This window comes from Chitinophaga sp. RCC_12, assembly GCF_041360695.1.
GTDB lineage: Bacteria > Bacteroidota > Bacteroidia > Chitinophagales > Chitinophagaceae > Chitinophaga.
In genome coordinates, this window is the sequence record NZ_JBFUPS010000001.1 from 1,330,887 (window position 1) to 1,344,233 (window position 13,347).

Consider the following 13,347-nt stretch of genomic DNA (forward strand, 5'->3'; position numbering starts at 1 on the left):
CCTCTTGGGATAGGATCTTAGTTAAACTCAAACAAGGTTGATTTACGTCTTACAGTGGCTTTATCCATACCGTCTGCCTGTAACAATGTATGCCAGTCGTCGCCCAATAATTCCTGTAAGTTGCTTTCCAGTATTGCCAGATCTTCCGGCCCGCGGATCTTTTCACAGAGGTGTACAGCCATTGCTGCGGCATGCAGGAAAGTGGATTGTCTTCTTACTTCCCGTTCCAGGTAGCTGCCGCCGGTCATTGACAGCAACAGGTTTTCAAAAGCCGTATTCATTTGTCCCAGTTCATAATGCAGGTGACCGCAAAGCCGGTATCCTTCCATGATCATAAAAGCATCGCCTTTATTCACGGCCTCCAGTGCCAGCGCTTCATAGAGTGCAATGGCCTGTTTTCTTTTTTTCTTGCCCGCCAGTATGGCGGCGCGGATCATCACACAGGATTTCCAGGTAGGATATCCTGCCGGATCATTCCTGTCCATCAGCTGCCTCGACAACCGGATGGCTTTATCAGCGTAGCCGGCGCTCTTATCGGATTCACGCGCCATGAAATAAGCCTGTGCGGCTATCATCATACCGGCTACTTCATGAGGTTCACCCCCCATTTTTTTGCTCAGCGAAAGCAGTACGGATATTTCCTGGTCCAGCGTGGGCGAATCAGGTTGTGTGGTACAATCCATCACTTTACGGATCTGTTTACGGAAACGTGCATCTACACTGATGGTATCAGAATTGCCACCGCCTTTATCCATTTCATGGTTAATAGCGGCTACCATTTGCAGTGATGGCTGTAATATCTTTACCTGGTGGGCAAATGTTCTCGGTATGGTTATACGGGAATTAGCTGCTATATCTATCGTAACAAGCCGGATACCGTCCGGCAGTCCTTTTTTCAGCACATCGGCATACCAGGCGCCTGCATCGGCCTGCTCGGGTCTTAAAGGAGGAAAATAAATACAGCACCCGGTTTCTTCCAGTCCGCGCACACAGCCCATAAAACGCCGCAGTTCTTTCCAGATGCTTTGTACTGTTGGCGCGAGGTGTCGGTCGGGCTGATAATCTGTTTTCAGCAGCCCGTCTTTTTTCAGTGCACCGTAAACATCATATTCTTCGCGGGGCACGGGTTCAAACCATTCCAGGAATTCATTCCACAGCAACTGTTCATATGCCTCGTGATCTTCCTGGTAAGGGGAATCGAATCTGAAAAATATCTCTTTAAAAACACCAATGGCGGTACGTTCGGTTTCCAGGAATTTATCGATAATTTCCACGTCGGCATATTGTATCAGCCAGATAGCCAGTTTCCATTGGTGATCACGGTCGGCGGCAGCCCATGTTTCCCTTACTTTATAAAACTCCTGCCCGATAGTTGGTGAGGTTGTCATAAGTGAGCTTTAAGGATCAGGAATTTATTTTCACCAGCCCGCCGGAAACTACTACGTCGCCATGCCCGGTCACGGTAACATCCTTTGTACCATTTACCGAAACAGAGGCGCCGGTAACGTTGGCATTTTTGCTTCCGGAAGCCAGCAGGTCTTTCGATAGCAAGGTGAGCGACTCTCCTCCTTTCACGATCGCATCTTTACTGTTGACGGTTACCGTTTCTGTGCCTTCCAGGTAGATTCCTTTCTTGGCTGTGATAGAGCCCTGCTCGGACGCTGCGATGCTGAATTTCTCCGAGGTTATTTCAACTTCTTTGGAAGATATGGACATTTTTGTTTTAGAGAAGAGGGACATTTTATCTGTGCCGTCAATGAAGATGGTGTTACCGGCTTTATCTGAAACGGTAACGCTGCCGTCGGCATCATTCAGCAAAATGGAGATACCGGTGCGGGTACGGATGGCTTTCATGTCGTTGTTGGCAGTCCCAAATCCCGACTTACCTTCTCCGTTGTAGGTGGTTCCCAGCACGAAGGGAAGCTCGGGGTTCCCTCCTTCAAAATCCACCACTACTTCTTCTCCTTTTTCCGGTACCATGTACATGCCTTTGCTGCCACCGGCGTGCGGGCCAACCACCCTCATCCAGGGGGTCATGCCTTGTTGCTGCCATTTGAAACGGGCCCTTACCCTTCCCAGGTCTTTCGGATCATGATTGTCCACTACGATGGCGCTCTGCGCCTCACAGAAAGGCATATTTTCCAGGTTCACCGGTGGGGCAGCCGCATCTGCAGGGATACCTTCAAACTCGTTGTAATAGTCGCCGTTGCCGGTTACATGATGGGTGAGACCCCAGATCATGAATTTCCCATGATCATCTTTTGCGTATACATTCTCCTGGATAGAGATATGATCTCCCACGCGGAGCGCAGTATGCCTGCTGCTGCCTTTCAGTTGCACCATAGCGGCCATACGTCCTTTTTTCTGCCGGGTTACCAGCGTATCCAGTTCTGCTTTGGCATTGCTGGTAAAGGCGTGGGTCATTTTATAGGTGGATGTATTGCTGTATAATTTTTCGCTTAGTCCCTGTACATGCGAGGTATAGTCATTGACTTTCCCGGCAGGCTGTGCCACCGTCGTATTTTCCACTACTTTATTGTTCCGGTAGTCAAATCCGTTCAACTGCTGATTGTTGGGTTGCACCTTCATTTCGAGGTCGAAGCTCATGAGGTCAACCAGGTGAACCAACGATACTTCGCGGGGTTGGTATTTTCCAAAAACCAATTGTTGCCCGTTATAAAAAAACCATTCCCCGAACCGCTCGGAGAGCCGGTGGAGAAAGTCGAATGATGTTTCTTTGTATTGTACTATATACTTCAGCGGCGATGTGGTATTGGGGTCTACCATCGGGCGTGCCACATAAGGGCCGCAGGCTTTCAGCGTTGTGTTTACAATAGCGCCCAGGTCCTGGTTTTCAAAGGTCTGTACATGCAGGTCGTTACTCAGCAGGATAGTGGGACTGTATCCGCGGATCACGCAAAAGCCGTGGGTACCATCGCTTTCTTTACCTGAGCTCACAGACATCACAATACCATTGAAAATAAGGGGTTCATACGTTTGTAATTGTTCAAACGCCTGTATGGTAATGCTCACTTCTTTTCCCAGAAATGCTTTGGTAGCCGACACTATACCGGGACCCAGTTCCTGCAGCCAGTCGTAGCCTATTTTCAGCTCAAAATGATGATGTCCCTGTAACTGTTGCTCCAGGCGCAGGGAATGAAATTGTTTAAACTGTTTGTCAGCAATAGATACGGTTGTTATGGTATGTAACATATACAGGGGGGCTTTTAAATTAATATGGTCCTATATCTGATCTGAAAAAGCTGGATGGGCGCTGCTGTATAAGCAACTCTCATCTCAAAAAATACCTGAAAAACGGGTTAAGGAAATCCTAGTTAACAAAATTAAATTTAAGGAAATTTATATTACAACCCCCTCATTTTATGGAAATGGGGAAAATATTTTCGGGGTTATTTTTGGGGGGAAGATGATCCTAAAGTACGGATTCCTATCTACATGTTGTAACATCCGCCTGCTTACCAGGATCATCCATTCTTCTTATTAATTTTTTTGTGGTTGCACCTGCAACCCGTAAATATCTTTTAAGCGCAGCAGGCAAAGTTCTTCGCCTGATTTCGGAACGCCTATCACCATTTCGCAGAACAACTGAAGTTCCTGTGAAATAACGGTGCAGTTATTTTGCTTTACCACCATCATCACGTCGTTCATGATGGTATAGTCGAAGCTGAGGTGGTATTTTGCTTCTATGTTTTTCTGGATCACGGGGATCAGTTGCAGCACCATAGCGGCGCTCATCTTATAAGCGTTGATAAGCCCCGGTACACCGAGCAGGCTACCGCCGAAATAACGCACTACTACAATGAGCACATCCGTAATCTGTTTACTGTCTATTTGCCCCAGGATGGGCTTGCCTGCTGAGCCGGAAGGCTCTCCATCGTCGCTGGCGCGGAACTGGAGCCCGGCGGTGCCAAGGCGGTAAGCATAACAGTGATGGGTGGCCTTTGGGTGTTCTTTTTTCACCTCTGCAAGGCATTCTTTTACTTCCTCCGGGGATTTAACAGGAAATGCGTATGCGAGAAATTTGCTGCCCCTGTCCTTGAACTCTGCGACTGCTGTTTTATCAATTGTAAAATAAACCTCCATCAAAATAATTTAATACGCGCTTAAAGCTGCGCGGGATGATAAAAATCGATACGATCGCCCGCTACCTGCAGGGTATGCGTGAGCAATGCGTTGGTGAGTACCGGCGCTGCCAGTCCTTCCGGTAGTGTACCCGTACCGGTTATAACACGCGCTTCGTCCCACAAACCCGCTGCAATGAATTGCTGCAGTACCGCCTGGCCGCCTTCCACCAGGATGCTCTGGATCTGCCGCCGGTGTAATTGCTGCATCAGTTGCGGCAACAGGGCGGTATTGAAATCCAGTGGCAGGGTTTCGGTAAGACCGTGGGTTTCCGCCGCTTCCGCGGTGATGAAAATAGTAGGAATGCTGCCATCCCACACATGATGGGACCGCGGCACTTTCAGATCCCGGTCAATGATCAGGCGTACCGGGTCTTTACCGGTCCACAGCCGGTTGTTGAGCCGGGGGTTATCACTTATGGCGGTGCGGGTACCTGCCAGGATGCCCATTTCTTCGCTACGCCATTTATGCACCAGGCGGTCGCTGTATTGATTGGATATCCGCAGGGGCGCCCCGCCGGCGCCGGCGATCAGGCCATTGCTGGTTTGCGCCCACTTAAGTACAATATAAGGCCGTTGTTGTTCATGAAAGGTAAAAAAGCGGCGGTTGATTTGCCGGCAGGCCGCTTCCAGCACGCCTGTTTGCACCTGTACACCGGCTTTCTCCAGTTTTTCAATACCCTTTCCGGCTACTGCTGAAAAGGTATCCACGCAGCCAATCACCACCTGCCGGATGCCCTGTGATACGATAAGATCTGCACAGGGCGGCGTTTTGCCGTGATGCGCGCAGGGTTCCAGGCTTACATACATGGTAGCCAGCGGAATGAGCGAACGTTCTTCCGGGGCTACGCTGTTCACACAGTTCACTTCCGCGTGGGCCTGCCCGTACTGCCGGTGATAGCCCTCCCCGATGATACGCCCCTGGTGTACCAGCACGGCGCCCACCATTGGATTAGGCGCCACCTGACCGGCTCCCATAGCGGCCAGTTCGAGGCAACGCTGCATATAAAATTCATTGAACGTGCTATTCATAATCACCGCGCGAAGTAATATTTTTGCAAAAGTATCGTTTTTAACGAATGGAAAATGCCGCTCCCCCAGGTTTGCACTTTTCCTGTCACATGCCTTAAACTGATTATATTGACTATACAAACGGCCTTTACCTATATTACAGGCGCCATCAGTGAACTATATGATGAGCGGGAAGCCGCCAACATCGCACATATCATAATGGAATATCTAACGGGTATGAGTAAACTGGACAGGATTGTTCACAAAACAAAAATCCTTTCCCCCGATCAGAAGCAACGTCTCCAGGCAGCCATAGAAGCGCTGCAGCGCCATGAACCGGTACAATATATCACCGGCACCAGCTGGTTTTACGGCATGGAACTCCTGGTTAATAAAAATGTACTTATTCCCCGCCCCGAAACAGAAGAACTGGTAGAATGGATGGTGCAGGACGCTGCACACCGCCACCGGCTTCACTTGTTGGACGTAGGCACCGGCAGCGGATGCATTCCGCTGGCACTAAAAAAGTCACTGCCGGATGCACAGGTATCTGCCATTGATGTAAGTGAAGGCGCGCTGGAAGTGGCGCGCAGCAACGCAGCACGTCAGCGGCTGGAAGTGGAGTTCCTGCACCTGGATGCGTTGAACCCGGAACAGATGGCCGGTTTACCGGAGTTTGACATGATCGTGAGCAATCCCCCGTATATCACACAGAGTGAGCAAACCTCCATGCAGCAGCTGGTTTGGGGCTTTGAGCCATCACTGGCCTTATTTGTTCCCGATAATGATGCCCTGCTGTTTTACCGCCATATCTCCGAAATGGCGCATTCCAGGCTGGTTCCCGGCGGCGCCCTCTATTTTGAGATCAACGAGGCGCTGGGAAAAGAAGTAGTGGCACTGATGGAAAGCACCGGGTTTACCGCGGTAACGCTGAAACAGGATATGTTCGGGAAAGACAGGATGGTAAAAGGAAAGAAGGCATAAAATAAAAAAGACCTGGTGGTATTGCACCACCAGGTCTGCTATACATGAAAGGCATTATTACTTGTGTGCGGTGGCCAATACTACTTTGGCTCCCATCTCCCTGGCCACTTCCATCACACTCACTACATCTTCCACCGGTACAGATTTTTCCGCATTGATAACAATGGTGGGATCAATCTTTTCATTGCCGATAGAAGGCGCCAGCGCCTGTTTCAGGTGATCAAAGGTTACTTTATTGGTGCCTACAAAAAACTCGCGTTTATCGTTAATACTCACTACTACCGTTTGTTTCGACTTGGTATTGCTCTTTGCTTTCGGCAGCAGCAGTTTGATCACATTCGGATTAGCCAGGGTGGAAACAATAAGGAAGAACAACAACAGAATGAACAGGATGTCATTCAGTGCTGAGTTGTGCATTTCCACCTGTCTCTTATTTCGTCTGCGTAAATTCATGAGGGTGGTTTTAGCGGGTTGGTTCCTGCAAAATATCGATGAATTCAGCAGAAGCGCCTTCCATCTTGTTTACTACCTTGTCAATCTGGGCATTCAGGTAACTGTAGCCGATAAAGGCCACGATACCGATAATTAAACCGGAAGCGGAAGTAATCATTTTTACATAGATACCGCCGGCAATGGTGCCCAGTGTGATATCAGAGGTGATGGAGATATTGAAAAAGGTTTGGATCATCCCTGCAATGGTACCGAGGAAGCCGAACATAGGAGCAATGCCTGCAATGATAGACAGGATCACCAGGTTCTTTTCCATCCGGTAAATTTCCAGCTTACCCACATTCTCCATGGATTTTTCAATATTCTCAATTGGCTTGCCTATGCGCTGAATCCCTTTCTCGATCATACGGGCAATTGGTCCGTAGGTATTTTTTGCCAGTGATCTGGCAGATTGCATGTTACCCGTGGTGATCTGATCACGGATCATGGGCATAAAGTTATCAGGCAACCGGCCGGCTTTACTGATGGTGATGGCCCTTTCCACGAATACATATACCGCTATCAGCGAAAGTATTCCCAGGGGGATCATCAGCACACCGCCTTTCATCAGCATATCTATCAGATGGATTTCCGGCGCCGGGGCTCCGGCAGCACCAGCTGCCAGGGCTGCTGAATCAGCCGGAAGAGACGATAAAGAATCCTGTAATAATGTAATAAAACCTAACAACATGAACTATATTTTAACGGGTGCATAAGTAGAACACTACTATAAACGGTTAAAGTAATAAAATATTTGCGAATGTGCGCGGCAATATTTTACGCCTTCTCTTCCCAAACCTGTGCCAGATACACAATTGTTTGCACGGCTTTCTGCATATCCTGTATGCTCACGTATTCATGTTTGCTGTGAAGCGCCATTTCACCGGTAAAAATATTGGGGCATGGCAGGCCCATAAACGACAGGCGGGAACCGTCGGTGCCACCGCGGATGCTCATTCTCAGGGGCTGCACACCGGCGCGGCGAATGGCTTCTGCCGCATTGGCGGTTACTTCCGGATGATTTACCAGCACCTCTTTCATATTGCGGTATTGTTCTGTTACTTTCAGCGTAGCCTTTGCGCCATGGTGCTTTGCCAGCACCTTATCCATGATCCGGCGCAGGAAAGTTTCATGCGCTTCGAGGTGGTCAGTTTCAAAATCACGTATAATAAAATCGATCTCCGTCTTTTCCACAGTGCCCTGTATGCGAACCGGGTGAATAAAGCCTTCCCGGTCGTCGGTGGTTTCAGGAGAAAGACCGTCTTTCGGTAACGCATCTACGATTTCGCCGGCTATTTTGATGGCGCTTACCAGTTTATCTTTTGCAGCACCGGGATGGGCGCTGATGCCATACACTGTGATCCTGGCGCCGTCGGCCGAAAAGTTTTCATCTTCCAGGGAACCCAGTTCACCGCCGTCCATGGTATAACCAAAATCGGCGGCCAGCTTCTTCATATCCACTTTTTCCACACCGCGGCCCACTTCCTCATCCGGGGTAAACAGGATGCGGATAGCGCCATGCTTCACTTCCGGATGCGTCATCAGGAAGTTGGCGGCATCCATGATTTCGGCTACGCCGGCCTTATCGTCTGCTCCCAGGAGCGTGGTGCCACTGGCAGTAATAATATCGTCGCCTTTTTTGCTGGCCAGGTAAGGATGTTCTTTTGCACTGATCACCACTGTTTCATCGTCGGGCAACACAATATCGCCGCCATTATACTGGCGATGCACGATTGGCTTCACGCCGGTGCCGCTGCTGTCTGAAGAAGTATCCACATGTGAACAAAAGCAGATCACCGGCACTTTTTTGTCGGTGTTGGCCGGAATGGTGGCGTATACATAACCATGTTCGTCCAGTGCTGCATCGGTAATACCCATTTCCTGTAATTCCTTTACCAGCAACCGGGAAAGATCCTTCTGTTTTTCCGTGGTAGGAAAAGTGTTGCTCATCGGGTCCGACTGTGTATCTATCTGTGCGTAACGCATGAAGCGTTTATCTACTGTATATGAGTAATTTGTAAACATATTGCAAACGTAAGGAAAATCATCTTCACACTCCTGCCGTAGATTATTCTGTTTTACCATCTCTCACAATATCGTCAACAGTAAATTATTCTTTAAAATCCTGTTTTTTTAAGACAAAAAACCAAAATTAACCGGAATGATCGAACAAAGATCTAATAATGATAGGTTTGTACAGAATAAAATACATCCTATATATGCTAACCAACATTCCAGGCTATCCAAGAATAGGTAGCCAGCGTGAGCTGAAAAAAGCCTGCGAAAATTACTGGGCCGGAAAAATTTCACTGGAGCGTCTTGAGCTAACGTCAAGGCAGCTACGAAAAGAAAACTGGAGCGGGTTACAGCAAGCCGGTATTGACCTGATCCCTTCCAACGATTTCTCCTGGTACGACCAGGTACTGGATATGTGCATGACCCTGGGCGTAATTCCTTCGCGCTTTAAAGCATTGCAGCAAACATTTGCCAACCCGGGCTGCCCCGAGTTGTATTTCGCGATGGCAAGGGGTTACCAGAAAAATAACTTCGATATCACCGCCCTGGAAATGACCAAATGGTTTGATACCAACTACCATTACCTGGTCCCTGAATTTGAATCCACTCAGCAATATACCCTTCACCAGCCCAAGTGTGTGGAAGAATTCAAAGAGGCGCTTGGTCATGGTATTACCACCAAACCCGTACTCATCGGGCCTGTTACCTTTCTCTTATGTGGAAAAATTAAGGGAGATGACCTTACGCACACCCGGCTGCTGGAAAAACTGCTGCCCGTTTATATCGAATTACTAAGATCCCTTCAACAGGCCGGCGCTACATGGATCCAGCTGGACGAGCCTTTCCTGGTGACCGACCTGGACCCCGCCACCAGAGACCTTTACCAGGCCGCATATACCGCTATCAGCCAGGCATTACCTGCGCTCAAAATACTGCTCACCACCTACTTTGGGGCGCTGGAAGACAATACCACCCTGGCTTTGCAGCTGCCGATGCAGGCGGTGCATATCGACCTGGTAAGGGCTCCGGAGCAGCTGGACGCCGTACTGGTGGCCCTGCCTGCAGATAAAATGTTGTCGCTCGGTGTAGTGGACGGACGCAATATCTGGAAAAATGATTACGCCGCTTCCCTGGCGCTGATTGAAAAAGCAATACAACAAATCGGCGAAGAACGTTTGCTACTGGGCACTTCCTGCTCCCTCCTGCATGTGCCCTATAACCTGGAAGATGAAACCCCGTTAGACCCGGAAATAAAACAGTGGATGGCTTTTGCCAAACAGAAAGTAGCCGAGGTAATAGCGCTGAAACACATTATAGCCGGCGATACTTCCCTGCTCATAGACAATGAAGCGTTGATGAACAGCCGCAAAACTTCCTCCCGGATACACCGGCCGGAAGTGAAAGCCCGGCTGGAAAGTATTACCACAGCGGATACACAGCGGCACAGCATCTTCCCTCACCGCCAGAAATTACAGCAATCGGTATTACAACTTCCCCTGTTCCCCACAACTACTATCGGCTCTTTCCCGCAAACCACGGAAATAAGGCAACTCCGCGCTGATCTTAAAAAAGGGATTATTACACCGGAAACTTATAACGCCGATATCCGCCATGCCATTACGGAAACCATTTACCGCCAGGAAAGCCTCGGGCTGGATGTGCTGGTGCATGGCGAGTTTGAGCGGAATGATATGGTGGAATATTTTGGCGAGCAGCTGGACGGATTTGTATTTACCCAAAATGGTTGGGTACAGAGTTACGGCACACGGTGTGTAAAACCACCGGTTATTTTTGGAGATGTACAACGGCCGGAACCCATGACCGTTGCCTGGAGCCGTTTTGCACAGTCGCTGACCAATAAGCCGGTGAAAGGTATGTTGACCGGCCCCGTCACCATTCTGCAATGGTCCTTTGTAAGAAATGACCAGCCCCGTATGCAAACCGCGATGCAGATTGCACTCGCTATCCGTGATGAAGTGAAAGACCTGGAAGATGCCGGTATTACGATCATACAGGTAGATGAACCGGCCCTGCGTGAAGGGCTGCCACTGCGTAAAGCACAACGCGCCGCCTACCTTGGACAAGCCGTGAAAGCTTTCCGCCTGGCCGTAAGCACGGTGGATGATTCCACGCAGATCCACACACATATGTGCTATGCGGAATTTAATGATATCATTGAGCATATCGCCGCAATGGATGCAGATGTGATTACCATTGAAACATCGCGCTCACAGATGGAGCTGCTGGAAGCATTTGCAGGATTTAAATATCCGAATGAAACCGGTCCGGGCGTATACGATATCCATTCGCCAAGAGTGCCGGCGGTGGCGGAGATGGAGGCATTACTGCACAAGGCGGCCGCATTACTGCCGCTGCGTAATATATGGGTAAACCCCGACTGCGGATTGAAAACGCGGAAGTGGCCGGAAACGGAAATGTCGTTACGTAATATGGTGACTGCTGCAAAGAATGTGCGGCAGGTGGTGAGCAGCTAGTGCCCTGGGGCTTTGGTAAATGCAGCGAAAATCATCCGCGCTGCATTTACTGAATGCTGTGTAAAATCCGTAATTTTAGGGATGGCATGTCATGAAACCGTAACCTGTCCGCGGTGCAAACGCACCTTCGAATGCCGCGTAGGCACTATTCTACGCTGTCAGTGCCAGGATGTGGTGTTGAGTGAAGAAGAGCGATATTTCATCCAGCAAAAATACAGTGGTTGTCTTTGTGCCGACTGTTTACGTGATATGAAAACAATTTACCAGCAGCCGGAAACATCGTCCTGAAACTGTTTCCCTTAATGGGTTTCCGCCATTGCTCCATCTCCCTGAAAAATCAGGCAGCAGCATAAAAAAATTTACGGATGCAAGGGTAGTGTTATCCACCGGTTCCTGCATCCGTAAATCAAAAAAATAACTGAATATTATGCGATTTCAACCAGTTCGAGGTCAAATACCAGGTCTTCGCCAGCCAGCGCGTGGTTAGCATCCAGGGTAATAAATTCGTCGCCGATAGCGGCTACTTTTACCTGGAAAACCTGTCCCTGAGGATTGCTCATCTGCAATTCCATACCTACTTCAGGATTCAGATCAGCCGGGATATTTTCTTTTGGAAAATCCATGATCATTTCATCACTTTTGGGGCCATATGCCTGATCAACAGGGATATGAATGGTTTTCTTGTCGCCAACTTTCATGTCCAGCACACCATTCTCAAAACCTTTGATAACCATACCGGCACCTACCTTGAATTCGAGCGGAGCTCTACCTTCGGAAGAATCAAAAGTAGTTCCGTTCGTTAAACGGCCATGGTAATGCACCTTCACTGTATCCCCGTTTTTAACAGTTTGCATAAAAAATAATTGTTTAGTGTTAATAATTACGCGCAAGATACAAAAAGCAGCCATAATCCGAGCTTTTTGATACAGTCAATAAAGCTTTGCATTATCTTAACGGTATGAACCGTATTCTCCTTCTTTGCATCTTCCTGGCAGGATGTATTTATGAAACCTCCGCGCAATATGCGGACCATGTATTGCCAGGCGCCACGCAAACAGCCCGTTACCTTCCGCTGCTGAAAAACAAGCGGGTGGCGATGATGGTGAATCAAACCGCCACTATCGATAAAACGCACCTGGTAGATTCCCTGTTGAAACTGAATGTAAAAATCCAGAAGATTTTCAGTCCTGAGCACGGCTTCCGCGGCAATGCAGGTCATGGCGAAAAAGTGGCCAACAGTATCGATTCCGCTACCGGCATTCCCATTGTGTCGCTCTACGGGCAACACCGTAAAGCTACCGCAGCCGATCTGAAAGATGTGGATATCCTGTTGTTCGATATCCAGGATGTGGGTACCCGCTTTTTTACCTACATCTCGTCCCTGCAGGAACTGATGGAGTCCGCAGCGGAAAATAAAAAAACACTCGTCATACTGGACCGCCCTAATCCAAACGGCGACTATGTAGACGGCCCCATCCTCGATACCGCCTACCGTTCCTTTATTGGCATGCAGCCCATTCCCATTGTGCATGGCATGACGGTTGGCGAATACGCCCGGATGCTGAACGGCGAACGCATGCTTCGCAACGGCGTGCACTGCGATATCAAAGTGATTCCCTGCGAAAACTACAGCCATAAAACATTTTACCGGGTACCCATCAAACCTTCACCCAACCTGCCCAATATGGCCGCCATCAACCTGTATTCCTCCCTCTGCTTTTTTGAAGGCACGGCACTTAGCCTGGGACGTGGTACAGACAAGCCTTTCCAGGTGTATGGCTCACCGGATTTTCCTAAAAAAGGCTACTCATTTACGCCCCGCGCCAGCGCCATCAATCCAACACCAGTGCTGAAAGACCAGCTGTGCTACGGCTTCGACCTGAGTAATGCGCCTGAAGCCACGCCGCATACAGGCCGTAAAATTGAACTGAAATGGCTGCTGGAAGCCTATCGCATGTTCCCTGATAAATCTAAATTTTTCATTCCTTTCTTCAGCAAACTTGCCGGTAACAACATACTACAGCAACAGATCGTGAAAGGGCTGTCTGAAGCAGAGATCCGCAAAAGCTGGGAACCCGGACTGGCGAAGTTTAAGGTTATAAGGGCCAAATACCTGTTGTATTAAAAAGCAGAAGAGGCTGTATCATAAATAAATGATGCAGCCTCTTCTATTTTGCTGATATATTTATCAATTTGAGATAAAATCTTAA

At 48.8% G+C, this 13,347-nt stretch carries 12 protein-coding genes; 4 read left to right on the forward strand and 8 right to left on the reverse strand.

Annotated elements, in window-relative coordinates; genetic code table 11:
* Positions 1–17: 17 nt before the first annotated feature.
* The 4 genes from AB6805_RS05165 to ribD form a co-directional block, all read right to left on the reverse strand.
* Positions 18–1,388 carry a hypothetical protein gene (locus tag AB6805_RS05165; RefSeq protein ID WP_370908387.1) on the reverse strand — a complete coding sequence of 457 codons (1,371 nt, stop codon included), beginning with the start codon at positions 1,386–1,388 and terminating at the stop codon, positions 18–20.
* A 16-nt stretch (positions 1,389–1,404) separates the two neighbouring features.
* Positions 1,405–3,213, reverse strand: coding sequence for a type VI secretion system Vgr family protein (locus tag AB6805_RS05170; RefSeq protein ID WP_370908388.1), 1,809 nt, complete (start codon positions 3,211–3,213; stop codon positions 1,405–1,407).
* Between the two features lie 288 nt (positions 3,214–3,501).
* On the reverse strand, positions 3,502–4,104 hold the full coding sequence (locus AB6805_RS05175; protein ID WP_370908389.1) for a YigZ family protein: 603 nt from the start codon (positions 4,102–4,104) through the stop codon (positions 3,502–3,504).
* Between the two features lie 20 nt (positions 4,105–4,124).
* Positions 4,125–5,174, reverse strand: a complete 1,050-nt coding sequence (gene ribD, locus AB6805_RS05180) for a bifunctional diaminohydroxyphosphoribosylaminopyrimidine deaminase/5-amino-6-(5-phosphoribosylamino)uracil reductase RibD (RefSeq protein WP_370908390.1) — start codon at positions 5,172–5,174, stop codon at positions 4,125–4,127.
* Positions 5,175–5,282: 108 nt separating this feature from the next.
* Here ribD and prmC point away from each other — a divergent pair, with 108 nt between their 5' ends.
* Positions 5,283–6,137 carry a peptide chain release factor N(5)-glutamine methyltransferase gene (gene prmC, locus AB6805_RS05185; protein ID WP_370908391.1) on the forward strand — a complete coding sequence of 285 codons (855 nt, stop codon included), beginning with the start codon at positions 5,283–5,285 and terminating at the stop codon, positions 6,135–6,137.
* Between the two features lie 57 nt (positions 6,138–6,194).
* Here prmC and AB6805_RS05190 read toward each other — a convergent pair whose 3' ends face one another.
* The 3 genes from AB6805_RS05190 to pepT form a co-directional block, all read right to left on the reverse strand.
* Positions 6,195–6,590, reverse strand: coding sequence for a biopolymer transporter ExbD (locus AB6805_RS05190; RefSeq protein ID WP_079470398.1), 396 nt, complete (start codon positions 6,588–6,590; stop codon positions 6,195–6,197).
* Between the two features lie 10 nt (positions 6,591–6,600).
* Positions 6,601–7,317 (reverse strand): MotA/TolQ/ExbB proton channel family protein, encoded by a 717-nt coding sequence (locus tag AB6805_RS05195; RefSeq protein ID WP_079470399.1) that lies wholly within the window; start codon positions 7,315–7,317, stop codon positions 6,601–6,603.
* An 86-nt stretch (positions 7,318–7,403) separates the two neighbouring features.
* The gene (gene pepT, locus AB6805_RS05200) at positions 7,404–8,651 is read right to left on the reverse strand and encodes a peptidase T (RefSeq protein WP_370908392.1); all 1,248 of its coding nucleotides are present in this window, start codon (positions 8,649–8,651) and stop codon (positions 7,404–7,406) included.
* 194 nt (positions 8,652–8,845) lie between these two features.
* On the opposite strand from pepT, the gene metE reads away from it, so the two are divergent.
* The gene (gene metE, locus AB6805_RS05205) at positions 8,846–11,137 is read left to right on the forward strand and encodes a 5-methyltetrahydropteroyltriglutamate--homocysteine S-methyltransferase (protein ID WP_370908393.1); all 2,292 of its coding nucleotides are present in this window, start codon (positions 8,846–8,848) and stop codon (positions 11,135–11,137) included.
* 81 nt (positions 11,138–11,218) lie between these two features.
* A complete protein-coding gene (locus tag AB6805_RS05210) occupies positions 11,219–11,425 on the forward strand; it encodes a cysteine-rich CWC family protein (protein WP_370908394.1) in 207 nt (68 codons plus the stop codon).
* A gap of 137 nt (positions 11,426–11,562) precedes the next feature.
* Here the strand turns inward: AB6805_RS05210 and AB6805_RS05215 are convergent, their stop codons facing one another.
* Positions 11,563–11,991: a peptidylprolyl isomerase gene (locus AB6805_RS05215; protein ID WP_089904439.1), complete on the reverse strand. Its 429-nt coding sequence runs from the start codon at positions 11,989–11,991 to the stop codon at positions 11,563–11,565.
* Positions 11,992–12,095: 104 nt separating this feature from the next.
* On the opposite strand from AB6805_RS05215, the gene AB6805_RS05220 reads away from it, so the two are divergent.
* On the forward strand, positions 12,096–13,262 hold the full coding sequence (locus AB6805_RS05220; RefSeq protein ID WP_370908395.1) for an exo-beta-N-acetylmuramidase NamZ domain-containing protein: 1,167 nt from the start codon (positions 12,096–12,098) through the stop codon (positions 13,260–13,262).
* Positions 13,263–13,347 lie beyond the last annotated feature (85 nt).

Coding starts and splice junctions, on each gene's coding strand:
- AB6805_RS05165 (WP_370908387.1), bottom strand. CDS start 1,388: ATGACAACCTCACCAACTATCGGGCAGGAGTTTTATAAAGTAAGGGAA.
- AB6805_RS05170 (WP_370908388.1), bottom strand. CDS start 3,213: ATGTTACATACCATAACAACCGTATCTATTGCTGACAAACAGTTTAAA.
- AB6805_RS05175 (WP_370908389.1), bottom strand. CDS start 4,104: ATGGAGGTTTATTTTACAATTGATAAAACAGCAGTCGCAGAGTTCAAG.
- ribD (WP_370908390.1), bottom strand. CDS start 5,174: ATGAATAGCACGTTCAATGAATTTTATATGCAGCGTTGCCTCGAACTG.
- AB6805_RS05190 (WP_079470398.1), bottom strand. CDS start 6,590: ATGAATTTACGCAGACGAAATAAGAGACAGGTGGAAATGCACAACTCA.
- AB6805_RS05195 (WP_079470399.1), bottom strand. CDS start 7,317: ATGTTGTTAGGTTTTATTACATTATTACAGGATTCTTTATCGTCTCTT.
- pepT (WP_370908392.1), bottom strand. CDS start 8,651: ATGTTTACAAATTACTCATATACAGTAGATAAACGCTTCATGCGTTAC.
- metE (WP_370908393.1), top strand. CDS start 8,846: ATGCTAACCAACATTCCAGGCTATCCAAGAATAGGTAGCCAGCGTGAG.
- AB6805_RS05210 (WP_370908394.1), top strand. CDS start 11,219: ATGGCATGTCATGAAACCGTAACCTGTCCGCGGTGCAAACGCACCTTC.
- AB6805_RS05215 (WP_089904439.1), bottom strand. CDS start 11,991: ATGCAAACTGTTAAAAACGGGGATACAGTGAAGGTGCATTACCATGGC.
- AB6805_RS05220 (WP_370908395.1), top strand. CDS start 12,096: ATGAACCGTATTCTCCTTCTTTGCATCTTCCTGGCAGGATGTATTTAT.